23 protein-coding genes are annotated in these 25900 nt (G+C 66.6%); 13 read left to right on the top strand and 10 right to left on the bottom strand.

All coding sequences use genetic code 11. The annotated features are described in order from the left end of the window. Nucleotides 1-199: 199 nt before the first annotated feature. From FHR97_RS19620 to FHR97_RS19595, 6 genes are all read right to left on the bottom strand, one after another. Nucleotides 200-412 carry a hypothetical protein gene (locus tag FHR97_RS19620; RefSeq protein ID WP_221187883.1) on the bottom strand — a complete coding sequence of 71 codons (213 nt, stop codon included), beginning with the start codon at nt 410-412 and terminating at the stop codon, nt 200-202. Nucleotides 413-498: 86 nt separating this feature from the next. After that, on the bottom strand, nt 499-1548 hold the full coding sequence (locus FHR97_RS19615) for a hypothetical protein (protein ID WP_183385478.1): 1050 nt from the start codon (nt 1546-1548) through the stop codon (nt 499-501). Then, a complete protein-coding gene (locus FHR97_RS19610; protein WP_183385477.1) occupies nt 1545-4919 on the bottom strand; it encodes a toxin VasX in 3375 nt (1124 codons plus the stop codon). Before FHR97_RS19610 ends, FHR97_RS19615 begins: the two co-directional genes overlap by 4 nt. Then, nucleotides 4916-7072, bottom strand: a complete 2157-nt coding sequence (locus FHR97_RS19605) for a type VI secretion system Vgr family protein (protein WP_183385476.1) — start codon at nt 7070-7072, stop codon at nt 4916-4918. The genes FHR97_RS19610 and FHR97_RS19605 overlap by 4 nt, the downstream gene beginning before the upstream one ends. A gap of 237 nt (nt 7073-7309) precedes the next feature. Beyond that, the gene (locus FHR97_RS19600; protein WP_168015288.1) at nt 7310-7828 is read right to left on the bottom strand and encodes an Hcp family type VI secretion system effector; all 519 of its coding nucleotides are present in this window, start codon (nt 7826-7828) and stop codon (nt 7310-7312) included. 228 nt (nt 7829-8056) lie between these two features. Then, complete coding sequence (locus FHR97_RS19595; protein ID WP_183385475.1) at nt 8057-8476, bottom strand: VOC family protein; 420 nt, start codon at nt 8474-8476, stop codon at nt 8057-8059. Nucleotides 8477-8703: 227 nt separating this feature from the next. On the opposite strand from FHR97_RS19595, the gene FHR97_RS19590 reads away from it, so the two are divergent. After that, nucleotides 8704-9363 (top strand): peroxiredoxin, encoded by a 660-nt coding sequence (locus FHR97_RS19590; protein WP_183385474.1) that lies wholly within the window; start codon nt 8704-8706, stop codon nt 9361-9363. A 79-nt stretch (nt 9364-9442) separates the two neighbouring features. Here FHR97_RS19590 and FHR97_RS19585 read toward each other — a convergent pair whose 3' ends face one another. Next, the gene (locus FHR97_RS19585; protein WP_183385473.1) at nt 9443-12019 is read right to left on the bottom strand and encodes a heavy metal translocating P-type ATPase; all 2577 of its coding nucleotides are present in this window, start codon (nt 12017-12019) and stop codon (nt 9443-9445) included. Continuing rightward, on the bottom strand, nt 12016-12453 hold the full coding sequence (locus FHR97_RS19580; RefSeq protein ID WP_183385472.1) for a MerR family transcriptional regulator: 438 nt from the start codon (nt 12451-12453) through the stop codon (nt 12016-12018). Before FHR97_RS19580 ends, FHR97_RS19585 begins: the two co-directional genes overlap by 4 nt. 286 nt (nt 12454-12739) lie before the next feature. Here FHR97_RS19580 and FHR97_RS19575 point away from each other — a divergent pair, with 286 nt between their 5' ends. From FHR97_RS19575 to FHR97_RS19540, 8 genes are all read left to right on the top strand, one after another. Next, nucleotides 12740-14077 carry an OmpP1/FadL family transporter gene (locus FHR97_RS19575; protein WP_183385471.1) on the top strand — a complete coding sequence of 446 codons (1338 nt, stop codon included), beginning with the start codon at nt 12740-12742 and terminating at the stop codon, nt 14075-14077. Nucleotides 14078-14240: 163 nt separating this feature from the next. Next, nucleotides 14241-15336 (top strand): peptide chain release factor 2 gene (prfB, locus tag FHR97_RS19570; protein ID WP_183385479.1). Its coding sequence is split into 2 segments (ribosomal slippage): nt 14241-14312 and nt 14314-15336, totalling 1095 coding nucleotides; the frame shifts between segments, so codons are not numbered across the junction. Between the two features lie 163 nt (nt 15337-15499). Next, entirely contained in the window at nt 15500-17035 is a 1536-nt protein-coding gene (lysS, locus tag FHR97_RS19565; RefSeq protein ID WP_183385470.1) for a lysine--tRNA ligase, read from the top strand. A 240-nt stretch (nt 17036-17275) separates the two neighbouring features. Then, complete coding sequence (locus FHR97_RS19560) at nt 17276-17662, top strand: hypothetical protein (protein WP_183385469.1); 387 nt, start codon at nt 17276-17278, stop codon at nt 17660-17662. A 206-nt stretch (nt 17663-17868) separates the two neighbouring features. Continuing rightward, entirely contained in the window at nt 17869-19281 is a 1413-nt protein-coding gene (locus tag FHR97_RS19555) for an MFS transporter (protein ID WP_183385468.1), read from the top strand. A 28-nt stretch (nt 19282-19309) separates the two neighbouring features. Continuing rightward, on the top strand, nt 19310-19621 hold the full coding sequence (locus FHR97_RS19550) for a BolA family protein (RefSeq protein ID WP_183385467.1): 312 nt from the start codon (nt 19310-19312) through the stop codon (nt 19619-19621). Continuing rightward, nucleotides 19618-20451, top strand: coding sequence for a hypothetical protein (locus FHR97_RS19545; RefSeq protein ID WP_183385466.1), 834 nt, complete (start codon nt 19618-19620; stop codon nt 20449-20451). Before FHR97_RS19550 ends, FHR97_RS19545 begins: the two co-directional genes overlap by 4 nt. Next, nucleotides 20444-20908: a GNAT family N-acetyltransferase gene (locus tag FHR97_RS19540; RefSeq protein WP_183385465.1), complete on the top strand. Its 465-nt coding sequence runs from the start codon at nt 20444-20446 to the stop codon at nt 20906-20908. Before FHR97_RS19545 ends, FHR97_RS19540 begins: the two co-directional genes overlap by 8 nt. Nucleotides 20909-20915: 7 nt before the next feature. Here the strand turns inward: FHR97_RS19540 and FHR97_RS19535 are convergent, their stop codons facing one another. After that, nucleotides 20916-21113 carry a cell division protein ZapB gene (locus tag FHR97_RS19535; protein WP_126483849.1) on the bottom strand — a complete coding sequence of 66 codons (198 nt, stop codon included), beginning with the start codon at nt 21111-21113 and terminating at the stop codon, nt 20916-20918. Between the two features lie 85 nt (nt 21114-21198). After that, on the bottom strand, nt 21199-21840 hold the full coding sequence (gene rsmD, locus FHR97_RS19530) for a 16S rRNA (guanine(966)-N(2))-methyltransferase RsmD (protein ID WP_183385464.1): 642 nt from the start codon (nt 21838-21840) through the stop codon (nt 21199-21201). A 91-nt stretch (nt 21841-21931) separates the two neighbouring features. Between rsmD and ftsY the strand changes: the two genes are divergently transcribed. The 4 genes from ftsY to rpoH all read left to right on the top strand — a co-directional run bounded on the left by ftsY (nt 21932) and on the right by rpoH (nt 25814). After that, entirely contained in the window at nt 21932-23206 is a 1275-nt protein-coding gene (ftsY, locus tag FHR97_RS19525) for a signal recognition particle-docking protein FtsY (protein ID WP_183385463.1), read from the top strand. Further along, nucleotides 23203-23871, top strand: a complete 669-nt coding sequence (gene ftsE, locus FHR97_RS19520) for a cell division ATP-binding protein FtsE (protein ID WP_183385462.1) — start codon at nt 23203-23205, stop codon at nt 23869-23871. The genes ftsY and ftsE overlap by 4 nt, the downstream gene beginning before the upstream one ends. After that, entirely contained in the window at nt 23868-24839 is a 972-nt protein-coding gene (gene ftsX, locus FHR97_RS19515) for a permease-like cell division protein FtsX (protein WP_183385461.1), read from the top strand. Before ftsE ends, ftsX begins: the two co-directional genes overlap by 4 nt. Before the next feature lie 108 nt (nt 24840-24947). Next, on the top strand, nt 24948-25814 hold the full coding sequence (gene rpoH / locus FHR97_RS19510; protein ID WP_183385460.1) for an RNA polymerase sigma factor RpoH: 867 nt from the start codon (nt 24948-24950) through the stop codon (nt 25812-25814). The last annotated feature ends 86 nt before the right edge of the window (nt 25815-25900 follow it).

The raw sequence follows: 25900 nt of genomic DNA, 5'->3' as shown, positions 1-25900 counted from the left end.
CAGCAACGTCAAGTTCCAGGACGGGGAGCAGGTAGCCGATCAATCAGACAGGAATGCGGCCTGACCGCCATCCACCAGATTTGACGATAACTCCAGATATAATCATTAATACGTATTCAAAAACAACAGCACCTGATGTTTCCTGGAATGATTTAAAAAATTCGCCAGAAAGATATACAACCATCCCCAGCAATAAAAATCACCACACGACAGGCACTGCCATTAGCAGAATGGACAAGCCAGCTTGACTTTTTAGGAAACGAATCCGCTGGTGATCCCACCACCAATCTTTGGATTGATAAAACTCCGAATCTTCTTTTTCCTGATACTGCACCAATTCGGCATCGTCACAGAGCTGCTGATGGGGATCGATGTCAGCATAGTCACCAAACGGCAGCAGGTCTTCTCCCATCCGCTCACGAGGTTTGGGAGACTCGGGCAACGGTGGGATTGCCTTAGCGCGATAGGCGCCAGACGCCGATGTAGAAGCTGAAACCGTTATACCGCCCCCTCAGCAAGCTGCTCGCGATACCGCGACATCTCGATTTTCCCGAGCATAGGCGTTAGTCGGCACTGCTGCTTTTGCCAAGGGTAATCCATCTGGGCCTTGAGCAGGTCGGCACCCTCTCCTTCTTTCCAGGCCTCGATATCCAGATCACGCCAATATCGCGGGTCACGCCCCGTCTGGCGGTCATGCTCTGCGGTCACAGGATCGCGGTCCCTGAAGGGCTCCAGGCGCGGCACATCGGGCAGGGGCTGAGAGACATCCATGTAGCGTTGCAGCATATCCCACTGGGCGTGGACTTCCTGCTTGTGCGTTACCGTCTGACTGAATGAGGTATGGTGGAACTCTTTCCCCGTGTAGCGATGTACCAGCATCAACTTGTAGAACACCCCGCCACGCTGGATAACGCGCTCGACATAGCCATCGAATTCGACAAAAGGGGCGACAATGGGAGCTTTCTTTTTCCCTTGAGCCATGCTGACAAGCCCGGCTTGGCGATTGAACTCGCTACAGCGATCCTCGGTGTAGTGATCGAAGCGTTGTTCGATAAAGGACCGTAATGGCTTAAGCAGCCAAACTATTCCACTCATTATCCACTGAGTAGAAGTCGGTCCAAAAAGGCAAGCTAAAAACAAACCAATTGCAAAAATTGCCATCATTGAAAATGTTGCAATATACTCATTTTCAAAAAAAAATGCAGCTTCCAGTCCAGTCAAGAGTACAAGAAGAAGCAAAATAGAGAACCATATAAAAGGGACAGTCATGAGGAGGATGGATAGTCCTGCCTGGCTCTTAAGAAACCGAATTCGTTGATGGTCCCACCACCAATCCTGGGATTGATAAAAATTTGGATCCTCATTTTCCTGATACTGCACCAATTCAGCATCGTCGCAGAGCTGCTGGTAGGGATTTATGTCCGCGTAATCACCAAACGGCAGCAGGTCTTCTCCCGTTCGCTCACGAGCCTTAGGAGGCGCGGGCAGCGACGGAATGGCCGCAGCGCGATAGGCATCCGTCTCATAGAATGCTGTGTCAGAGCTCATAGCCGAACCTCCACCTCGGTGATCGACCAATAGGGTGTCGTGTCGTTATCAGTAAACAATGAAGCGATCATATCCATCATGGGGCTTTGGTAACCCGTCTCAAGCTCAGGCGGCTGGCGATGATCGCCGGCCTGATAAGCTTCATGGTTCTCCAGAAAGGGAGTCGGTAATACCATCGAACCAAGCTCAGTATCGATATGGGCCTGCACGGCCACTCTGAGCGCACCATTACTCATCTTGCTGCCAAAGATACCGGAACTGTGCGTGGGCATCACTTCGCGACGCGCCAGGAAGCGCACGGCACTCTGTTCGGGCAACACCTGCCGCTTCTCGACACGACGCAATTCCCGCACCTTGTCGACGTACAGCGAACTGGTACTGCTATAGCCTGAACTGGTAGTACTAAGGCTGTACTCCAACTCTTGAACCTGCAGACGCAGAGACTCTCCGATACGAAAGCGGCTGATCAGCGGTGTGGTCACCGTCACCACATAATCCTGAGGCGAGATATCATCGGTCGGTCCAGTATCGGCATGGCGTAGGGCGTCAACCTCGTCTCTAGGCATTTCGGCAACACTCTGTACCTGTACCTGTACCGGACAGAACTGAGTCAGTAGCTGCGGGTAGTAAGCCTGATCGTCAATGCCCACGACGTCTTGATCAGGGTAGGTGCCGAGCGGCCCCTGCTTGAGTAGTCGCTCCAAGGGGTCATCTTGAGCAAAGCTGGCATAACTACCACCGCCCAAGGCCATCCCCAGCCCAAGCAACACCCAACCCCAGCCCGGCACCATTAACAAACCAGCCATCAACGGAGCGGCCAGGAAGAGAGCCCCACCGGCCATGGCGATGCCGTGGCCCAAGGCGGCGTCGATATCGCCCCGGACGAGGCTGTTGCGAAGCTCCCAGCCGCTGAGGCCAACCGTGATCAGGCCGGCACCAAAATTGACCAAGCCAATCGTGCGGGCAATAGTGCCGGCACCGATCCGAGTCAGCCGGGCGCCGACAAATGGCCAGCGTTTCATATCGAACCAAGCTCGCTGAACAAAGTGTCCTGTCGCCGATTTCGCTTCTGGATAAAGGACTGTATGTAACTTCATTGTCGCGGCACTGAGGTCAGCTAATGCGCCAAAGCTCTTGGTGCCTTGTAATGCGGTAAACTTGTCGTCGCGCAACGCATTTATAGTGAGCATTGATTCAACGATAAGATTATAAATCGCTAGCCCCACCAACGCCCCGGACATCGCCGGGCCATCGACCACAGTCCTGGCGCCTTCAGCCAAGTGCAGGCGTAATGCACTGAATTTAAGCGCCTCGGGGTGGTCTACTGGCAGCACAAATACCAGGGTATGCCCCGCCGCCTTGCGAATGGCCCCCTCAAGCTCATCAGCCATGCGAGAAGGGCTGGTGGAAGCCAGCAGCCTGCCTCCTGCTCCACGCTGATCGGCATACAGATAGTGCTGGTTGCGGGTCATCACACTGCTCTGACGATCGGAGGGAGTAAGCCCCCAGCGCAGATTCTTGCCGTGCACCCCCACGATGACATACCGCGTATGATCCACGGCACCGCGAGGCATAACCTGAAGCTCACCGTTCAGATTACGATTGATCAGGTTGGCATGTAACCCGATGGCCGTGAAAACACGCTGAAACTTGATGACTGCCACATCTTCCGCAAGTTGACTGGCGGCCTTCAGCACTGCCTGGCTCCACTTGTCCAGCACATTGTTGAGCAGCCCGCTCACCCTCCCTGCATAAACCACGGAAACATGGGCCAAGGGGGAAGCCGATGCGTCTTCATCCTCGGGTGACTGCGCGATGATGCCAAGTGACTGCAGACCAAGCTCCTCGATCTGCTTGTCATCTATCTCGCTATCATCATTGGCCAACACCTCAAGAAAATCTTGACGGAAGCTACCGCTGCCATCGTTGTTGTTATCCGCGTCAGAACTTCCCTGGGATGCCTCCGCCTCACTCCACAGGGCAAGCATCTCTTCATCGGTCAGCAGTCTATTGAGAAGGCCCGGCATTCTTCCCGCGACCTCTCGATCTCCCTGATCGCGCAGGATACCGGGAAGTTGCTGCAGAACACCGAGCAGGTCCCCGCAAAGGGCATAGCTTTCACAAACCCCAAGCCCCTCGTGACTGGTGAAGTCGCGCAGTATAGGTGTTAGCTGACTTCCCTGAACCAGCATTTCGATAGCATCAATTCGTTGCTTGATGTTGGCTAGCGCCTGGTCGCGCTCTGCCTGATCAAGCACCTTATCCAGTTCGGCTTGATTGATGGCTTCTCGATATTTCTCAAGCTCACTCGCTTGGCCATTCGGACGATCCTCGAAGAGTGCCTGCCGAACCAGCTTGGCCGAGTGACCTAGCGGTTTGTCCTGCAGGGTACTGTCCAGGCCATCCAGATAGTGCATCGCCAGGTGGAGCTGAACCAAGGCATGGCGCAGCTGGAACAAGGGATCGGGGAGAGCCAATGCCACGATACCGGGTGTGGTCCGCAACTCCGCGAGCAGGTCATCGCCGGCCGAGCCATCGAGCATCAGGGTCTCGGCACGCTGAGTTTCACCGGCTTGCTCCCACAATGCCTTCAGGCGCTGGCAGAGGTCATCGTCATTCGGCCCGGTATAGTCCGGCGTGAAATCCGCAGGATCGGTGAGCATCAACTCGATGCCCAAGTCGCGCTCGCGCATTTCGGGAATTGATTCGACACGCTGGGCGAGGGAGCCGTTGGCGAAGGTGAGTGCCGGCATCAAGGCGGCGGGATAAGCCTGGTCGACCGCAACAGTGCGTTTCGCCAAGTCCCCCGAATGCTGCTCGAGCCATTCGATCCGCGGCCAGCTCCAGGCGATCTCGCTATAGGCAATGCGCACTTCGTGCAATGTCGCCTGGCCCTGTAGCAGGACCGGCAGCAGGATGTCGGAGAGCCATTGCCCCTCACTCTCACGGTCGTTGGGAACGATCCCGCTTTCGGCCTCACGGCGATACCGGGCGACATCGATGTCGCTCAGTTGCCCTGTAACATCGATCTCGAGCTCTCGCCACAGCTTGCCACGCAGGAACACATAGAGATATCCAGGCCGCAGCATGGCGACTGACTTGCTCGTGTAGGTCGTGACGCCCTGATGGGTGGAAGGAACTTCCCCGCTCAGCTCTGCCAAAGGGCGCACACGCAACAGCGTATTGTCCTGGTGGCTATCCTTCTCCCGGGTGGTTCTGGCCCCTTCCAGCAAGGGGATGAGGATCTCTCCTCTCTGGCGCTTGGGAATCGTCAGCACCAGAGAACCGTCCTCATCATCTCGGTATTCGGTGCGGCGTCGGATGCCGAGGTCGACTTCTTCGTCCTCGAGCGGTTTCAATTCTTCGCTCATGTCGGCTCTCCTTCGCCATGTGAGCGGCCCTTGTGCAGCCTCACCTGTCCACTGGGTTCACCACCGCCGATGACATCGACGATCAGCTCTTTCGGGCCCGACTCCTCAAAGGGTACCAAGTCGCTTTCCTCGGTGGGCGACTGGTTAGGCGCCGTTACTCGACGGTGCCCGACCTCGGCTGCCTCTTTCGGCCGCAGCGGCGCCTGGGCGCCCTGCCCGGTGCCGCTGCCGGGGCTGCCGCCAGCGTTGACCTTGACGCTGGGGCCATTGATGGTGATGCCGCCACCGTCGACCTTGAGAAAGCTGCCGCCGGCCTTGAGGGTCAGCTCGCTGCTGGCCTCCAGAACCACCTTCTGGCCGGCCTGGATGTGCAGTTCGCGGCCGCTCTCGGTGAGCCAGGCCTGGCCGGCGCTGAGGTGCAGGCTGCCGTCGATGGTCAGGTGCTGGGCGCCGTCGCTCTTCTCGCGCCGCTCGCCGTGGACGCTGAGATGGTCGTCGCGGTCGAGCTCGCCGATACGGTCGCGCTTGATGGCGAGGTGGCTGTCGCGACGGATTTCCTCGGTGCGGTCGTTCTCGGTGAGCAGTTCCAGGTCCTTCTGGGCGTGCCACCCGATCTGTTCGGCGTCGTGCTGGTCCTCGAAGCGCAGCTCGTTGAAGCCCTCGCCCTGGTGGGTCTGGGTGCGGATCACGGTGCGCGTCTTGTGCTCCGGCAGCGCATATGGCGGGGTGTTGACCGCATGGTAGGTGCGCCCGGTGATCAGCGGCTGGTCCGGGTCGCCCTCCAGGAAGGAGACGATCACCTCGTGGCCGATTCGCGGGATCGCCAGCATGCCGTAGCCGCCCCCGGCCCAGCCCTGGCTGACCCTCAGCCAGGCGCTGGCCGTCTCGTTGGGCTCGGCGTAGCGGTCCCAGGGGAACTGGCAGCGCACGCGGCCATGCTCGTCGCAGTGGATTTCCTCGCCCTCAGGGCCGACCACGAAGGCCACCTGGGGGCCATCGACCCGTGGCTTGGGCTGCGGGGCCGGGCGCCAGGCGGCGTCGTCCGGGGTCAGCGAGAGCCGATTGTGATAGCGCGTCATGCCGTCCGCCTGCACGGCATCCTCGCCCAGCGCCTGGGGCTGCTCGCCCTCGTGGACCACCCCGATGATCTGCCAGCCGCGATTGAAATCGCCGACATCATGATCGGCCAGGGTGAAGCGTGCCCCCGGCGACAGCTCCGGCAGGTCGCTCTCGCCGGCCAGCGTCAGGGCGTCGTGGCGCAGGTGCTCCAGGCGATGGCGGGTGAAGGCCTGGCCCGAGGCGTCGGCCTTGTAGCCGCCGGGGTAGTCGTAGTGCTCGTACCCTCTATCAACGACGCCACGCTGGCCGTGAGCCTCCTGCTCCTGAGCCTGATGGTCGTGGATCTGGGCCTGATGTAACTGTGAATAGGCCGGCTGCTTGAAGCTGTAGTCCTTGAGCTTGGCGCGGGCCGGGCGCACCCGGGCGGTCTGGGTCAGCCGGCGCAGGTGGCGCTTGGGCGCGCTGCCGCCGGCGCGATGGTGATAGGTGCGTTCGCCGAGCCCGGCGAGCACCTGGGGGTCGTCGGCGAACACCAGCCGGTGGGCGCCGAGGTCGGCATCCTCGAATTCATGGAAGTAGAAGAGCCCCTCCTCGGCGGCCAGCCGCTCGACGAATGCCAGGTCGGTCTCGCGGTACTGCACGCAGTACTCGCGCTCCTCGGGCTCGCGGGTCACCGCGAAGGCCACATCACGCAGGCCGCGCTCCTCGCACAGGGTGTTGAGGATCGTCAGTGGCGAGACGCGCTGGAAGATCCGCGCGTTCTGGCGCAGCGAGAGGCGCCACAGCGCCGGGCGGATGATCACCTCGTAGTGGCTGCGGCGATGGCCACGGTCGCCGCGGCCGAACTCGGCGACGATGCCGTGGACCCGCCGCTGGGCCACGCCACCCTGCCAGACGGTGAGACTCGCCGGGCGATCGAGCAGCGCCGCCGGCGAGAGATCGGCGGCGCGACTGGCGAAGCGCACGCGCAGGTGGAAGGGGGCCGAGAGCACCTCCTCCTGGGTGAAGTCGATCACCGCCAGCTCGGCCTGGCCTGGGCCACGAGGGAGACCGGCAAGGCTCAGGGTGAACTGGAGTCCCTTGGGCTGAAGCATGGCATCCCTCCTGGAGGCCGTATCCGTTCCGTGGTCCGCCGGCGCCAGACGGCCAACGGCATCGGTAGGTTACGCGCTCGCGTCGCCGAGGCAAGGTGTCGGCGGCATGCGTAAGCGATCGCTGACAAGGGATGTGGGCAAACGCTGACGCACGCCGCCGCCAGGGCCGGGGCCCTGGCGGCGACAACGGTGCCCGCCGGCGCGAGCATTGGTGAGGCACCGTCGGTGCGCGAGGCCTCAGGCCTCGACCGGGGCGCGCCAGTCGTCGGAGCCAGAGGTGCCGGCGACGGTGTGCTCCCAGTCGATCTTGCGGTAGGCCAGGGAGACGTCCATCAGTTGGGTGAACTCGGACTTGTTGATGTCCTGGGCATGGGGCATGCGCAGGTTGATGTCGACGATAGTGGCGTCGGTCAGGGTGGTGGTGAAGAAGTGCTCCTGCTTGCCCTCCACGGAGGTGCGGTACCACTTCAGCTCGACGTTGGGCAGCATCTCACCGGACGCCAGGGCGTTGTACATCAGCGGTACGGCCTTGTTGAGGGCCACGGTGAAGATGAACGGCTTGTGGGCACGCTGACCTGAGGGCTGGCCGGACTGCGGGTCGGTGGGGACGGTGACGATGTGCTTGAATTCCTGCACCAGCATCTGGTCCTCGTGGCCCTCGACGTAGATGTTGCCAACGGATTCGGGGGTGAAGGCACCGGCGGTGATGTTGCCTTGGGTCTGGCCTTCGATGCTGATATAGCACGGGGTAGGCATGAGTCTGCTCCTTGACGATGAATGACGATGTCCGATGGACACCCCTGAGGAGGCAGGCGGCATGCCAGTCACTGGTTAACGTTTTTATTTCAGTTGCTTATTGATTTCTTGCGGCAGGAGGCGAGGTTTGATTAGGCAACGTCTTGCCCCAGGCGGGCAAGAACTTGCCCCGCTGGCAAGCTCTTGCCCGCCCGCCCGCCCGGGCAGGGGCCGGGTGCGAGGCATGTCTCAGTAGTTGGGCCAGACGCCGGGCGTGGCCAGCTCCAGGAGGTGGCCATCGGGGTCGCGGAAATAGACGCTCTCGCCGCCCCTTGGCCAGTGGGTGCGGCCCTCGATGGCGACGCCGTGATCGCCGAGCTGGGCCTCCCAGGCCGCCAGGTCGCGCTCGGCGATGGCGAAGGCCATGTGCACCCGTCCGGCACCGTCATGGGGCGGAATGGTGCCCATGTCGCCGGGCAGCACCACGGTCTCGAGGGTCTCGCCGCGCAGGAAGAGCAGTAGCACCGTACCGGCCCCGGCATCGTAGGCGGTGAAACGATGATCGGCGGTGAAGGCCTCGAGTCCCATGACTCCCTCGAAGAAGGTTCGAGCCCGGGCCATGTCTTCCACGTAGAGGGCCGTTTCCAGCACCCCGTTCAGACTGGGCATGATGCGCCTCCCTAACACTCCAGCAGGGGACACGCCCGCCATCAGGTGCCGGGCGCTCCCTGTGTTCAATCTAGCAGCCGATTCGCCTTGCAGATGGGGCAAAGTGGCATACCCTGATCAATGCGGCGGTCAGCGTGCCCGGACGGCGAAGGCACAGGGGCGGGCCGCTCGGCGGAGGCGTTCGCGCCTCCCCAGCATCGATTACACCTTTTCCAGAGGACATGATCATGAGCCTACGAATCGGCAGCACCGCGCCGGACTTCACCGCGGAGACGACGCAGGGGACCCTGCGCTTCCATGAGTGGATCGGTGACAGCTGGTGCATCCTGTTCTCGCACCCCAAGGACTTCACGCCGGTGTGCACGACGGAGCTCGGTTACATGGCGAAGCTGAAGCCCGAATTCGACAAGCGTGATACCAAGATCATCGGCCTGTCGGTGGACCCGGTCGACAACCACCAAGCCTGGTCCAAGGATATCGAGGAGACCCAGGGCGCGGCACCCAACTATCCGATGATCGGCGACGACAAACTCGAGGTCGCCAAGCTCTACGACATGTTGCCGGAGGACCTCGCGGGAACAGCTGAGGGGCGTACGCCGGCGGACAACGCCACGGTACGTTCGGTGTTCATCATCGGGCCAGACAAGAAGGTCAAGGCGATGCTGACCTATCCCATGACCTCGGGGCGCAACTTCGACGAAGTCCTGCGACTGCTGGATTCCATTCAGTTGACCACCACGCACACCCTGGCGACCCCCGTGAACTGGCGGCCGGGCGAGGACGTCATCATCCCGCCGTCCGTCAGCGATGAGGAGGCGCGGCAGAAGTATCCGGACGGGTTCACGACCCTGAAGCCTTACCTGCGGACGCTCAAGTCACCGATCTGAGGGACCACCTAGCCGGCCACCCAAAACCACCAGACGATCAGGGCGATCAGGGCGAGGCCGGTGAGATTGACGATCCAGCTCATGCGGGCGACTCCTGTGGGGTAGTGGCAGGGGAAGGGGAATCGCTCGCACGGCTTGGAGAGAACAGGCGCAGGCGATTGGCGTTGCTGACCACGGTGATCGATGACAGCGACATGGCGGCGCCAGCGATCATCGGCGAGAGCAGGGTGCCGGTCAGGGGATAGAGCACCCCGGCGGCGATGGGGATGCCCAGGGCGTTGTAGCCGAAGGCACCCAACAGGTTCTGCTTGATGTTGGTGAGCGTTGCGCGGCTGACCTCGATGGCGGAGGCGACCCCGTGCAGTGAGCCGCGCATCAGGGTGATGCCGGCGCTCTCGATGGCCACGTCGGTTCCCTGGCCGATGGCGAAGCCGACCTCGGCCCGAGCCAGGGCCGGCGCATCGTTGATGCCGTCGCCGACCATGCCCACCACCTCGCCGGCGGCCTGGCGCCGCTCGATCTCGGCATGCTTGTCCTCGGGCAGGAGGTCGGCGCGGAAGTCGTCGATGCCGACCTCGGCGGCAATGGCGGCGGCGGTATGGGCATTGTCGCCAGTCAGCATCACCACCCGCAGCCCATCGGCCTGCAGCCGCCGGACGGCCTCGACGGTGTCGTGACGCAGGGGATCGCTGATGCCGAACAGGGCGGTCAGGGTCCCGTCGATGGCCAGGTAAACGACGGTGCGGGCCTTGTCCTCCAGCCCGCCGGCGATCTCGCGGCCCGCCGCCAGCGAAATGCCGGCGTTCTCCAGCAGCCGGGCATTGCCCAGCAGCAGCGGCCGGCCATCGACGGTCGTCGCCGTGACCCCGCCGCCGGTGACGGTGTCGAAGCCCGTGATCTCGGCGGGGGCGACGCCTTGTGCCTCGGCATGCGCCATCAGTGCCGCGGCCAGTGGATGCTCGGAGCCACGCTCGAGGGCCGCCACCAGGGCGAGGGTCTCTCGCTCGCCGCCGGCGAGGACCTCGGCCTCGGTGACCCTCGGCTTGCCCTCGGTGAGGGTGCCGGTCTTGTCCACCACCAGGGTGGTGAGCCGGCTGGCGGTCTGCAGGGCGTCGCCGCTGCGCACCAGCACGCCGTGCTCGGCGGCCTTGCCGACGCCGATCATGGTGGAGATCGGCGTGGCCAGGCCCAGGGCGCAGGGGCAGGCGATGATCAGCACCGTGGTGGCGGTGACCAGCATAGGGATCACCCGTGGCTCGGTGCCGACGTTGAACCACACAAGCGCGGTGATCACGGCGATGATCATCACCGAGGGCACGAAGATGCTCGACACCTTGTCGGCCAACTGACCGATGGGCGGCCGGGAGTTCTGGGCGCTGGCCACCTGCTCGGTGATCTGGCCGAGCCGCGTGTTCGCCCCGACCCGGGTGGCACGGTAGACGAGGCCGCCCTTGCCGTTGACGGTGCCGGCGCTGACCTCGTCGCCCGCGCCCTTGGCCACCGGCAGGGGCTCACCGGTGAGCATCGACTCGTCGATATGGCTACGGCCCTCGGTCACCTCGCCGTCCACCGGCAGGCGCTCGCCGGGGCGCACGCGGATATGGTCGTCTTCCCGCACCTCATCGATATCGATCTCGCGTTCCTCGCCGTCGCGGATCGCCCGGGCGGTCCGGCTCTGCAGGTCGAGCAGCCGCTTGAGGGCCTCGCTGGTGCGACCCCGCGCGCGCAGCTCCAGGGCATTGCCGAGCAGCACCAGGCCGATGACCATCGCCGAGGCCTCGAAATAGATGCCCCGCGCCACCTCGGGCAGCGAGGGACCGAAGGCCACCACCGCCATGGAGTAGCACCAGGCGGTGCCGGTGCCCATGGCGATCAGGGTGTCCATGTTGGCCTGGTGGTGCCTGAGATTCTTCCAGGCATTGACGAAGAAGTGGCGGCCCGGCCCGGCCATGACGGCAAGCGTCAGCAGCCCCACGGCCAGCCAGTAGAGGCGGCCGCCGCCCAGCGGCTGGGGGTGATGGACGAACATGCTGGCCATCAGCGGGACGGCCAGCGCCAGCGACAGGAGGCTGCCCCGGATGCGCTGCCGATAGGTCTGCTCGTCCTTCTCCGCCCGGGCCTGTTCCGCCTCGCGCATGTCGACGATGGGCTCGGCGCCGTAGCCCACGTCCTCCACCGCCCGAATCAGGGCGTCGGGGCCGGCATCGCCACGCACCTGGGCGGTATGGGTGCCGAAGTTGACCTCCGCACTGACCACGCCGGGCGTCCGTGCCAGGGCCTGCTGCACGGTCTTGACGCAACTGGCGCAGGTCATGCCGGTGATCGACAGGCGTCGGGTGGCCGACTGGCCCAGGCCATCGGCCCGCGGGCCTGGCGAGGGGACCGGTGCCGTCGTCCCGCTGGCCCCCTGCGGCGGCTCGTCGTCGTGATCGGCCGCCTCCCGGCCGGTGTCGTCCGGCGGGTAGCCGGCCTCGCGCAGCACCTCGTCCAGGGCACCGCCCTCCAGGGTGGAGGTGACCGACAGGTGCTGCTCGTCAGGGGTACCTGTGACCTCGGCCGTTTCATCGCGGGCCTGAATGGCCTGTCGCATCCTGCTCACGCAGCCCTGGCAGCTCATGGTGGGGACGATGCGTTCATGCTGCATCGGGGGATTCATCGGGAGGTCTCCTTGCGGGCGTTCTCCAGCGGCTCGGGAAAGCTCTCGATCAACCGGCACAGGCTGTGGCCATCCGGGGTGCCATCGGGCATGTCGGCCCAGGCGTCGAGGGCCTGTTCCATGCGCGAGGCCAGGGCCTCGAGTACCTGGATGCGGGCGCGGATCTCCGGCAGCCGGCTGGCCAGCAGGTCACGCACCAGGGGGCAGGGCGAGTCGCCCTGGTCGGCGTGCTCGAGGATCTCGCGGATCTCGGCCACCCCGAACCCCAGGGTTCGGGCCCGCTGGATAAAGCGCAGCCGCTCGAGGTCGGTTTCGTCATAGAGCTGGTAGCCATTACCGGGGTGGCGCTCGGGGCGCAGCAGTCCCTCCCGGGTATAGTGACGCACCGTCTCGGCGGTGACACCGGCATGGCGGGCGAGTTCGCTGACCTTCATGGCATGGCCTCCCGGGGCTTGGCAGTGCGCCCCAGTGTAAAACCATTGCGTTACACATGGGTCAAGCGACAGAGGAGCGTCCTGGGCAGCCGGAGGTGGTTTTAATCTAACTGGTTGAAAAGGCAGGGCATCGAACGATCGTGCGACTAAAGTATTAGCATTTTTGGGATTAAAACGAACGTTTGGACTTGATCGCGCCGTCGGGATTCGCAAACACTGACTTCATCGGACCGCCCTGCGGCAAGAACGACAACAATCCTCCACCAGGAAAGGGATGCCTCGCCATATGCCCAACAAGTTCAACAAGCTGACCGTTGCCATCGCTCTCGCCTCCGGGGCCCTGATCGCCAGCCAGGCGGCCGCCTCCGGCTTCCAGGTTCGGGAGCAGAGCGCCAAGACCCTCGCCAATGCCCTGTCCAACGCCACCGCCGGCGCCGAGGACGTGAGCTTCATGGCCTATAACCCGGCCGCCATCGGTAACATCGATGGCAACCAGGTGGCCGGTGGCGTGGCCTATATCGACGCCACCTTCGAGTTGCAGGACGGCCAGGCCTCCAATGTGCTCGGCATGCCCTATACCTCCAGCGCCTCGGGCGAGGGGGGCGAGTCGGCCGTGGTGCCGAGCTTCGCCGCCAAGTCCCAGTTGAATGACCAGTGGGATCTAGGGCTGGCGATCTACTCGCCCTACGGCCTCTCCACCAAATACGACGAGGACTGGATCGGCCGCTATCACGCCATCGAGACCGAGCTGAAGACGATCGACATCCAGCCGACGCTGAACTACCGGGCCACCGAGCGCCTGAACCTGGCGGTCGGCCTGCGGGCACAATATGCCGATGCCACCCTGTCGAACGCCACCGACTTCGGGGCCGGCGCGGCCGCAATGGGCGTGCCGGGGGCCTCCCCCGGCCAGAACGATGTCATCGGCGAGCTGACGGGGGACGACTGGGGGTATGGCTATACCCTGGGGGCCCTGTTCCAGGCCACGGAGCGGACCCGCTTCGGTGTCAGCTATCGTTCCGAGATCGACCTGACGCTGGAAGGCGATCTGGACGTCGATGGCACCGATCCCCTCTCCGAGGGCGCCATCGATGCCGGCCGGGTCTCCGATACCGGCGGTTCTGCCGATCTGACCACCCCGGCCAACCTGAATCTGGGCGTCCACCATCAACTGACCGATCGGCTGGCGCTGATGGCCAATGCCGAGTGGACCGAGTGGAGCAGTTTCGACGAGCTGGTCGTCGAGTTCGACGATGGCAGCGAGAGCCGGACCACCGAGAACTGGGACGATACCTGGGCCTTCTCGGTGGGGGCCAACTACACCCTGAATCCGCAGTGGATGCTGCGCGCCGGCCTGGGGGTCGACGAGACGCCGGTACCCAGCGCCGAGTACCGCACCCCCCGGGTGCCGGATGCCGATCGCCGCTGGGCGACCCTGGGCGCGACCTGGATGCCCACGACCCACCTGGGCGTCACGGCGGGCTATATGCACGTCTTCGGCGACGACGTCGAGATCGACCAGGACGCGACCCCCACCAACGAGAACGCCAGCCGGGGCAACCTGTCCGGCGACTACGAGGTCGAGGCGGATGTCTTCGCCCTCTCGGTGGACTATCGCTTCTGACTCGTGCACCAGGCCCCGTCAGGACAAGCCCGGCTTCTGCCCCAGCGGCCCGGGAGGATGGCCGCTGGCGCTGCATTTCGCTACAATGCTCGTCTTTTCTCCGCCGTCGGCGCCCGGGTGCCGGCGCGCGCCTCATCTCTTTCAGATTCAGGCGAACGCCATGCTGGAAACCAACCCGATCAACCACCTCATCAAGGACCTGTCTGAGCGGACAGATGTCCTGAGGGGGTATCTTTGACTATGCCGAGAAGAAGGATCGGCTAGAGGAAGTCACCCGCGAACTCGAGGACCCCAACGTCTGGAGCGATCCGGACCATGCCCAGAAGCTGGGCAAGGAGCGGGCGACCCTCGAGGCGATCGTGTCCACCATCGACGAACTCGACCAGGGCCTGGCGGACAGCGCCGACCTGCTCGAGCTGGCCGAGATGGAGGAGGACGAGGGCACCGTCGAGGAGGTCCAGCGCGAGCTGGAGGGCCTGCAGGCCAGCCTCGAGAAGCTCGAGTTCCGGCGGATGTTCTCCGGCGAGATGGACGAGAACAACGCCTACCTCGACATCCAGGCGGGCTCCGGCGGCACCGAGGCCCAGGACTGGGCCAACATGCTGCTGCGCATGTACCTGCGCTGGGCCGAGCATCACGGCTTCAAGGCCGATATCACCGAGCTGTCTGCCGGTGAGGTCGCCGGCATCAAGTCGGCCTCGGTGCACGTCCAGGGCGAGTACGCCTTCGGCTGGCTGCGCACCGAGACCGGGGTGCATCGCCTGGTGCGCAAGAGCCCCTTCGACTCCGGCGGCCGTCGCCACACCTCCTTCGCCTCGGTGTTCCTGTCGCCGGAGGTGGACGACAGCTTCGAGATCGAGATCAACCCCTCGGACCTGCGTACCGACACCTACCGCTCCAGCGGCGCCGGCGGCCAGCACGTCAACACCACCGATTCGGCGGTGCGCATCACCCACGAGCCGACCGGCATCGTGGTGGCCTGCCAGAGCCAGCGCAGCCAGCACGCCAACCGCGACTTCGCCATGAAGCAGCTCCGGGCGAAGTTGTGGGAACACGAGATGGAGAAGCGCAACGCCGCCAAGCAGGCCGCGGAAGACTCCAAGGCCGATATCGGCTGGGGCAGCCAGATCCGCTCCTACGTGCTGGACGACCAGCGCATCAAGGATCTGCGCACCGGCGTGCAGTCGAGCAACTGCGACAAGGTCCTGGATGGCGATCTGGACGCTTTCATCGAGGCCAGCCTCAAGCAAGGCCTATAGCCTGCTGCGCTCGCCGAGACGGCGTTGCCCCTCAGCTCGAGCTGCTCATTGACGAATCGTCGACTCCGCGCTCTTGCTGAGGGGCGCCTTGTCTCGGCGTCGCTCGCGCGGCTCTAGGTGAGATGTCTCTGTATTCGACCCCATGATTTCAACAGGTAGCGACATGGCTAACCAGGACACTTCCCAGGACGAGAACCGCCTGATCGCGGAGCGGCGCGGCAAGCTGGCCGAGCGCCGCGACCGCGCCTCCGCCGGCGGCGACAGTGCCTTTCCCAATGACTTTCGCCGCGACAGCCTGGCCGCCGAGCTGATCGCCGAGCTCGGCGACAAGGACAAGGCCGAGCTCGAGGCCCTGGCACGCCCGGCCGCCGTGGCCGGGCGCATCATGCGCAAGCGCGGCCCCTTCATCGTCATCCAGGATGCCTCCGGCCAGATCCAGCTGTATGTCGACAAGAAGGGCCTGCCGGCCGAGGTGCTCGAGGACATCAAGGGCTGGGACATCGGCGACATCGTCGCCGGGCGGGGGCCGGTGCACAAGTCGGGCAAGGGCGATCTCTACGTGATGATGGAGGAGGCCCGGCTGCTGACCAAGAGCCTGCGCCCGCTGCCCGACAAGTTCCACGGCCTGACCGACATGGAGGCCCGCTATCGCCAGCGCTACGTGGACCTGATCATGAACACCGACTCGCGGCGCGTCTTCGAGACCCGCGCCGGGGTGATCAGTGCCATGCGCCGCTTCTTCGAGGCCGGCGGCTTCATGGAGGTCGAGACCCCCATGCTGCAGCCGATCCCCGGCGGTGCCACGGCCCGCCCCTTCATCACCCATCACAATGCGCTGGACATCGACATGTACCTGCGCATCGCCCCGGAGCTCTACCTCAAGCGCCTGGTGGTGGGGGGCTTCGAGAAGGTCTTCGAGATCAATCGCAATTTCCGCAACGAGGGGCTGTCCACACGGCACAACCCCGAGTTCACCATGATCGAGTTCTACCAGGCCTACGCCGACTACCGGGACCTGATGGACCTCACCGAGGCGATGCTGCGCAGCGTGACCCGGCAGGTGCTGGGCACCACCACCGTGGTCAATACCGTGCGCAACGCCGAGGGCGAGGTGCTCGAGACCTTCGAGTACGATTTCGGCCAGCCGCTGCGCCGGATCAGCGTGTTCGACGCCATCCTCGAATACAACCCGGATATCCATGCCGAGGCGCTGGCCGACGAGGCCGCCGCCCGGCAGATCGCCGAGCGCCTGGACATCGAGGTCAGGGATGGCTGGGGGCTGGGCAAGATCCAGATCGAGATCTTCGAGAAGACCGTCGAGCACCGCCTCCAGCAGCCGACCTTCATCACCGAGTACCCCACCGAGGTCAGCCCGCTGGCCCGGCGCAAGGACGCGGACCCCTTCGTCACCGAGCGCTTCGAGTTCTTCGTCGGCGGCCGCGAGATCGCCAACGGCTTCTCGGAGCTCAACGACGCCGAGGACCAGGCCGAGCGCTTCGCCGCCCAGGTGGCGGAGAAGGACGCCGGCGACCTGGAGGCCATGTACTACGACGCCGACTACATCCGCGCCCTCGAGTACGGCCTGCCGCCCACCGCCGGCGAGGGCATCGGCATCGACCGGCTGGTGATGCTGCTGACCGACAGCGCCTCGATCCGGGATGTGCTGCTGTTCCCCGCCATGCGTCCTTCAGGGGGGTGAAGGCGCTGCGCGTCGTGTAGGTCGGGTAAGCGAGCCTGCGAGCGCACCCGACGGACCCTGCCGGGGGCGTCCTCGAAACGTCGGATGCGCCTTCGGCTTATCCGACCTACAAGGCTGTCGCCGGATCCTCACCGGGAGCAACATGGCTAACTCGATAGTCATGGCGGTCGGGGCGGAAATGTTGGTAAGGGGCGCCCCGAGCGCCCATAATGGCAGCGTTTCGACGTCGAGGAGACCGTGATGAAACTGCTCAACCGCTCCGCCCTGAGCGTCAGGCCGACCCAGCACTTCGTGGACTGGATCAATGCCCTGGAACCCACCGTGGGTGACGACGACCTGTCCCTCGCCGATGTCGAGCGGGAAAGCACCATCTACCTGATCCCGGAGATGGATACCCCCGAGGCCCTGGAGGGCTTCGTCCGCGAGCGCTACCTCGAGATCCTCGAGACCGAGCTGCGGGCCTGGGAGGAGGACGAGCGCCAGTGGCCCGAGGCCCTCGACTGGGCGCTGTTCCAGCGTTTCCTGCACTTCGAGCACAGCTACCTGGCCATCGACCTCGACGACGAGGCGGCCCTCGAGGTCGCCGAGGTGGATGATAATCTGTTGCTGGAAACCGACCAGGACTAGCAAGACAGCGACTCACTACTGCGCTCGATACTCTGGCCGCCGGCGGTGCTCACAATCCTCATTGAGCAGTCGGTCAACTCCGGTTGCTCCGCTCCGGCGGCAGCCAGCCTCTCTTCGCTCGTAACGTGACTCGATGCCTTGTTGATTAGCTGGCTATGAGTGGTAGAACCGGCTGCGGCCGGTTTCCTTGTGACCGACGATTCGCCATGAGCCGACTCTTCACGACACGTCCCGGCGACGATGGCCTGCCGGGTCCCGAGCGCCGTCAGGCCGTACTGGCACTGATCCTCGGCACCACCATGGCGGTGGTGGATACCACCATGGTCAACCTTGCGCTGCCGTCCATCGCGGCCGACCTGGGCGTGGCCCCCGCCCGCGCCGTCTGGGTGACCAACCTCTTCCAGGTGGTGTGTGCCGCCTTCCTGCTGGTGTTCGCCGCCCTGAGCGAGCTGGTCAGTCGCCGGCGGCTCTACGTGGCGGGGCTGGCGCTGTTCGTGGTGGCCGCCCTGGGCAGTGCCCTGTCCCGCGAGTTCGAGACCCTGCTGGCCTTCCGCGCCCTGCAGGGCATGGCGGCCGCCGCGACCCTGTCCATCGGGCCCTCGCTGTACCGGGCCATCTTCCCCTCGCGGCTGCTGGGCAGCGCCCTGGGCCTGAGCGCCCTGGTGGTGGCCGCGGGGTATGCCGCCGGTCCCGCCATCGGCGGGCTGGTGCTCTCCGTGGCCGACTGGCCCTGGCTGTTCGCCCTGCCCGTGCCGCTCGGGCTCGGCGCCCTGCTGCTGGCCTGGCGGGCGCTGCCGCGGGAGGCCGGCCGCCCCGGGGGCTTCGATATCGGTGGCGCCCTGCTGTCGATGGCCATGCTGGGCAGCGTGTTCGTCGCCATGGACCGTGCCGGCCATCAGGCGCCGCTCGGCCAGACCCTGGCCTGGCTGACCGCCGGCCTGGTCGCCGGGGCCCTGTTCGTCGGCCGCCAGCGCCGTGCACCGCATCCGCTGCTGCCGCTGTCGCTGTTCGTCGAGCGCCGCTTCAGCCTGGCGGTCTCGGCCTCGGGGCTGGCCTTCGTCGGCCAGGGCCTGGCCTTCGTGGCCCTGTCCTTCCTCTACCAGCAGGAGATGGGCTTCTCGCCGCTGGAGACCGCCTGGCTGTTCACGCCCTGGCCGCTGACGATCATGGTGGTGGGCCCCCTGGCCGGGCGCCTGGCCGACCGGGTCAATCCCAGCCTGCTCTCCAGCCTGGGGCTGGGGCTGCTGCTGGCCGGCCTGGCGACCCTGGCCGGGCTCGACCCCGATGCCGGGGTGGCCGACTGCCTGTGGCGCACGGCGCTGTGCGGGCTGGGCTTCGGCCTCTTCCAGCCGCCCAACAACCGTGAGCTGATGGCCAGCGTGCCCGCCGAGCGGAGCGCCAGCGCCTCGGGCGTCATGAGCACCACCCGCACCATGGGGCAGTCGCTGGGCGTCGCCCTGGTCGGCGCCGGCCTGGCCGCCGGCGCGCCGGTGCAGGTCACGCTGTGGGGCGGGGTCGCCGCGGTCGCGCTGGCGCTGCTGGCCAGCCTGGGGCGCGTCTCGCTGGCCGGGGAGGCACTGCGTGCCCGTCGTCGTGCCGCGGCCGAACGCGTACAATGACCCCATCATTCACCATCGGGAAGCCGACATGAGCACCCAGTCGACCATCGAACGCAAGCTCCAGGCCCTCGAGCCCACCTTCCTGGCGGTGGAGAACGAGAGCCACATGCACAACGTGCCGCCGAACTCCGAGACCCACTTCAAGGTGACCCTGGTCTCGCCCCGCTTCGAGGGCATGATGCCGGTCAAGCGCCATCAGCAGATCTATGCCCTGCTGGCCGATGAGCTGGCCGGTCCCGTGCATGCCCTGGCGCTGCACCCCTATACCCCCGCGGAGTGGCAAGCCCGTGGCGAGGACCGCCCCGATTCCCCGAACTGCCGGGGCGGCGGACGCTCGTGACCGCCGAGCCCCAGCGGCTGCAATACCTGGAGGCCATGGGCCTGACGGCCTGGACGGCCCGCTACCGGCTGCCCAATGCGCGACCCACCGAGGCCTGCGACTGGGCGCTGCCGGCGCCGGACGAGGACGCCCGCCAGGCCCCGGGGGAGCGCCTGCATGCCCTGCTCGAGTCGCCCGGCGAGGCGGCACCGGCTCCCCCGGCGAGCGCGCCGGAGGCCCCCCAGCGTCCGCCCACCGGGCCAGGCAAGGCCCGGGCCCTGCTCGGGGACATGGTGCCCGGGGCGGAGGGCTCGGCCGCGGCGGCCCCCTCCGCCCCTGCCGCACCCGAGGCGGCCACGCCCCGGGCGGAGGCCCCGCAGGAGCCGCTGCGCTTCTCCCTGCAGGTCGCCTGCCTGGACGGTCGCTGGCTGGTGGTCCTGCCGCGGGAGGCGGCCCCCGGCGCCATGGAGCACCGCCTGCTCTTGAACCTGCTGCGCGCCGCCGGGGTGGTGCCGGAGCAGCCGCCGGCCTTCGAGGCCTTCCACTGGCCCCAGATCGAGGGGCTGCCGGTCCAGTCGCCTCTCGAGGAGGCGGGGGAGGGGCTGCAGGCCTTCCTGGCCGGCCGCCGTCGCCGTGGCTGGGCGCCGGAGCGGCTGCTGGTGTTCGGCGACGTGGCGACCCTGGCGCCGCTGCTGGCGCTGCAGGACGGCCATTGCCCCCTGCTGGGCCTGCCGGCCTGGCAGGGACCGGGATTGACCGAACTGGCCGGCAGCGCCGCGGCCAAGCGGGCCCTCTGGCCGACCCTGACCGGTTGGTGCCGGGCCTGGCTCGGCGAGGCCAGCGATGCCTGAGCGGCGACTGCGCCGCCTGACGGGCGCGGACCTGCCGGCCCTGGTTGCCCTGGAGCGGGCCGGCCAGATCCGGCCCTGGCCGACCACCCGGCTCGAGGCGGCGCTGGCCTCGGCGGACCATGCGGTGCTCGGGCTCGAGGAGGCGGGGCTGCTGGTCGGCCACGCGGTGGTCGCGCGACAACCCTTCGATGCCGAACTCGAGGCCATCCTGGTGGCGCCGGCCCATCGAGGGCGCGGCCTGGCGGCCGAGTTGCTGCGCGGGGTGATCGAGCAGGCGCGGAGCTGGGGAAGCGAACGGCTGCTGCTGGAGGTCAGGGCGGGCAACGCCCCGGCGATCGCGCTGTACCGACGATCGGGACTGGTCGAGGACGGGCGCCGGCGCGGCTACTATCCACCGCTTGCCGGCACCTTGCGGGAGGACGCCCTGCTGATGTCACGCCCGCTGGGTGGGGCGTGACACGGGGTCAACCCGGCTCGCGCTCGGTCTCGACCTCGTCGAACTTGCCCAGCAGGGCGGACAGCCGGCGTTCCCAGTCCTCGCGCTCCTGCTTGAGGCGAGCGTTTTCCTCGCGCAGCTCCTCGGCTTCCATCTTCATCAACTCCAGGGCCTCGACGGCGCTGGAGACCTTCTGTTCGAGCTGGTTGAAGAGTTCGATGCTCATCCGTATCTCCTGACGATATCCTGCTGGGCCGGGCCTGGCCCGTGAAAGGCGTCCTGCAGCGGCAGCGTAACGCCGCGGGCGGGGCTCAGCAAGCGTCGCCGTCGGGCGACTCTCCGGCCTCGCCGGTGCGCCGGTACAGCCGTCCCGTGCTGTCTCCGGCGCGCACCTCGCGATGCAGCGTCCAGGTCGCCGGCACCTCGGGGCTGAGCGTCGCTTCCGTCTCCAGGTAGATCCAGGCGTCCTCGGTCAGCCAGCCGGCCTCCAGGGCGGCGCAGCAGTCGCCCGCGAGCCCCTGGCGGAAGGGGGGGTCGACGAAGACCAGCGAGAAGGGGCGCGGCGGCGAAGAGGCGAGGAACGGCCGGGCATCGGCGGTGATCACCTCGGCCTGTCGCAGGCCGAGGGTGGTCAGGTTGTCGGCCAGGGCGCCGGCCACTCGCGGGTCGCGCTCCACCAGCACGGCCTCGGCGGCGCCCCGGGACAGCGCCTCGAGCCCCAGGGCGCCGGTGCCGGCGAAGAGATCCAGCACCCGCGCCCCGGGGGTGGCGGCGGCGAGCCAGTTGAACAGGGTCTCGCGTACCCGGTCGGGGGTGGGGCGCAGGCCGGGGCTGTCGAGCACCGGCAACAGGCGGCGGCGGAAGTCGCCGCCGATGATGCGCAGCTTGCCACCGCCCCGGCCGGGACGGCGGGGCGGGCGTGAGGAGCGGGAGGAGGGGCGGCGTCGGCTCATGGGCGCCGATTGTAACGGGCGGCTTGTCCACAGTCATGGTGCGCGATGGTAGGATGTGGCGATTCGTTCACCCGCGAGGCTGAATCCCCCCATGTTCGGTTTTCTCAAGCGCAAGAAGAAGCAGGAAGAGCAGCAGCAGGACCCCAGGGCGACGCCGGAATCTCCCGGCGAGGTCGAGCCGGGGGAGTCTCCCGATGCCGCCGTGGCCGAGTCGGAAGCCGAGGCGTCGACCGAGGTCGAACCCGAGGCCCGAACCGCCGCCGAGCCCGATGCGCAGGAGCCTGAGACGGCATCGGACGAGCCCGAGCCACCCTCCGGCCCTGAGCCCGCGCCTGTGGCGAACGCCGGGCTCGAGTCTGCCCCGAAGCCTGAAGCCGCCGCCGAGCCGCTGGCCAGGGCCGAGCTCCGGGAGAAACCCCGGGCCGAGAAGAAGGGCTGGTTCGCCCGCATGCGCGAGGGGCTGGGCAAGACCCGCTCCAACCTGACCGAGGGGCTCGCCGGGCTCTTTCTCGGGCGCAAGCAGATCGACGACGACCTGATGGAGGAGCTCGAGACCCAGCTGCTGATGGCGGACGTGGGCATCGAGGCCACCACCGGGATCATCGACCGCCTCACCGAGCGGGTCTCCCGCAAGGAGCTCAAGGACCCGCAGGCGCTCTACACGGCCCTCCAGGACGAGCTCGCCGGCCTGCTCGAGGGCGTCACCGAGCCCCTGGCGCTGCCGCCCAAGGGCGAGGGGCCCTTCGTGATCCTGGTGGTGGGCGTCAACGGCGTGGGCAAGACCACCACCATCGGCAAGCTCACCCAGCGCTTCCAGCGCGAGGGGCGCAGCGTGATGCTGGCCGCCGGCGATACCTTCCGGGCCGCCGCCGTGGAGCAGCTCAAGGTGTGGGGCGAGCGCAATGACGTGCCGGTGATCGCCCAGCATACCGGCGCCGACAGTGCCTCGGTGGTCTATGATGCCCTGGCCGCGGCCCGGGCCCGTGGCGTCGACGTGCTGATCGCCGACACCGCCGGGCGCCTGCACAACAAGGCACACCTGATGGAGGAGCTCAAGAAGGTGCGCCGGGTGATGGGCAAGCTCGACGACCAGGCGCCCCACGAGGTGATGCTGGTGCTCGATGCCGGCACCGGCCAGAACGCCCTGTCCCAGGCCGCCACCTTCAACGAGGCGGTCCCCGTCACCGGCATCACCCTGACCAAGCTCGACGGCACCGCCAAGGGCGGCATCATCTTCGCCCTGGCCCAGCAGCTGGGCACGCCGATTCGCTTCATCGGCGTGGGCGAGTCGCTGGATGACCTGCGGCCCTTCGCCGCCCGGGAGTTCGTCGACGCCCTCTTCGATCGGGACGACGCGCCGGCATGATCGCCTTCGAGCACGTCGGCAAGCGCTATGGCGGGCGCTATGATGCGCTCGCCCACCTCGACTTCCGGGTGCGCCGCGGCGAGATGGTCTTCCTCACCGGCCATTCGGGGGCCGGCAAGAGCTCGCTGCTGCGCCTGATCATGCGCCTGGAGCGGCCCAGTCGCGGGCGCATCCTGGTGGCCGGGCACGACATCGACCGCCTCCACCACAGCCAGGTGCCCTTCTACCGGCGCCAGATCGGCGTGGTCTTCCAGGATCACCAGCTGCTCTTCGACCGCTCCATCTACCACAACGTGGCCCTGCCGCTGGAGATCCAGGGCGTGGAGCCTCGTGAAGCGGCCCGTCGGGTGCGTGCGGCGCTGGACAAGGTCGGGCTGCTGCATCGCGAGAAGGCGTTGCCCATCGAGCTCTCCGGCGGCGAGCAGCAGCGGGTGGGCATCGCCCGGGCGGTGGTCAACAAGCCGGCGCTGCTGCTGGCCGACGAGCCCACCGGCAACCTGGATCCCCAGCTCTCGGCGGACATCATGAGGCTGTTCGAGGACTTCCACCGCATCGGCACCACGGTGATGATCGCCAGCCACGACCTGGCGCTGATCGCCCGGCTGCGCCACCGCATGCTGCGCCTGCACGAGGGTCGCCTGGTGGCCGACGAGGAGGCCGCATGAGCCGAGAATCCGCTCCCGCCCGCGGGGCTCGCTCGCATCGCGCCACCACCGGCAGCCGCTGGCGCGCCTGGCTGCGCCATCACCGTGCCATGGGCCAGGACAGCGCCCGCCGGCTGCTGCGCCATCCGCTGGGCAGCCTGCTGACCATGCTGGCGATCGCCATCGCCCTGGTGCTCCCGGCGGGGCTCTGGCTGGCCCTGGACGGTGCCCGGCTGCTGGATGCCGAGCTCGACGAGAGTGCGACCCTGACGGTCTATCTGGCGCCGCGGGTCGAGGCCGCCGAGGCCGCGCGCATCGAGCAGGCCCTGGCGGCCCGACCGGGCGTGGCCGAGACCCGCCTGATCACCGCCGCCGAGGGCATGGCCGAGTTCCAGCAGGCGCTGGGGCTGGAGGATGCCCTGACGCGGCTGCCCGGCAATCCGCTGCCGGCCAGTATCGTGGTGCACCCCGTCGAGACCGCCCCGGCGGTGGTGCGCGACCTGGCGGAAGGCCTCAAGGCGGTCGCCGGGGTCGAGGAGGTGCGGCTCGACCTGGCCTGGCTCGAGCGGCTGCGCCACCTGGCGGAGCTGGGTCGTCGCGTCACCCTGGGGCTGGCCGTGCTGTTCGGCCTGGGGGTGCTGCTGGTGGTGGGCAACACCATCCGCCTGGCGGTGGAGAACCGCCGCCAGGAGATCGAGGTGGTGACCCTGATCGGTGCCACCCATCCCTTCGTGCGCCGGCCCTTCCTGTACAGCGGCGCCTGGTTCGGCCTGGGGGGCGGCCTGCTGGCCTGGGGGCTGCTGACCCTGGGCAGCGACTGGCTGGCGGCCCCGGTGTCGGCGCTGGCGGCCAGCTACGGCGCGAGCTTCTCGCTGCCGCGGCTGGGGCCGGCGGGCTCGGCAATGCTGCTGGCCTGTAGTACACTACTCGGCTGGCTGGGTGCCTGGATCGCCGTCAGTCGCCATCTGGCGCAGATCCGCCCCCGCTAGTGACAGTGCCCCGGGACCGGGGCTATTGTCGGAACCAAATCGATATCTCGCCGTCAAAGGCGGCGACTGCGGATACCACACACGGGCTGCGATGGAGACAACCTGCACATGAGCACCAGTCTTCTGCCGGTGGGACATCTTTCCCCGGGCCACGACCTCAACGGCTACATCCAGGCGGTGAACGGCATTCCCATGCTCACCGTCGAGGAGGAGCGTGAGCTGGCCTACCGCCTGCACGACGAGGGCGACCTCGAGGCGGCCCGCCGCCTGGTGCTGTCGCACCTGCGCTTCGTCGTGCATATCGCGCGGAGCTACTCCGGCTATGGCCTGGCCCAGGCGGACCTGATCCAGGAAGGCAACGTCGGCCTGATGAAGGCGGTCAAGCGCTTCGACCCCAACCAGGGCGTGCGCCTGGTGTCCTTCGCCGTGCACTGGATCAAGGCCGAGATCCATGAATTCGTGCTGCGCAACTGGCGCATCGTCAAGATCGCCACCACCAAGGCCCAGCGCAAGCTGTTCTTCAACCTGCGCAGCGCCAAGAAGCGCCTGGCCTGGTTGAACAGCGACGAGGTCGAGGCCATCGCCAAGGACCTCGACGTCAAGCCGGAGGTGGTGCGCGAGATGGAGGGTCGGCTGTCGGCCCATGATGCCGGCTTCGATGCCGCGCCGGGCGAGGACGAGGAGTCCGCCTACCAGGCACCGGTCCACTACCTCGACGATGCCAGCCAGGACCCGGCCACCCAGCTCGAGGACAGCGACTGGGAGGCCGATGCCACCCATCGCCTGCAGGTGGCCCTCGAGGGGCTGGACGAGCGCTCCCGGGATATCCTCCAGCGTCGCTGGCTGAGCGACGACAAGTCGACCCTGCACGACCTGGCCGATGTCTACGGCGTATCCGCCGAGCGCATCCGCCAGCTCGAGAAGAACGCCATGAAGAAGATCCGCCAGCATATCGGCGATACCCTGGCGGCCTGACCCTGCGGCGGCAGCTGGCGGCCATGCCATGACGCGTAACGCATGAAAAGCCCCGGCCTCTGGCCGGGGCTTTTGCGTGGTGGCGG

It is taken from the genome of Halomonas stenophila (assembly GCF_014192275.1).
In the GTDB taxonomy this organism is placed as follows: Bacteria; Pseudomonadota; Gammaproteobacteria; order Pseudomonadales; family Halomonadaceae; genus Halomonas; species Halomonas stenophila.
The sequence above is the reverse complement of the archived record's forward strand: the minus strand, read 5'-3'. Positions and strand labels throughout refer to the sequence as shown.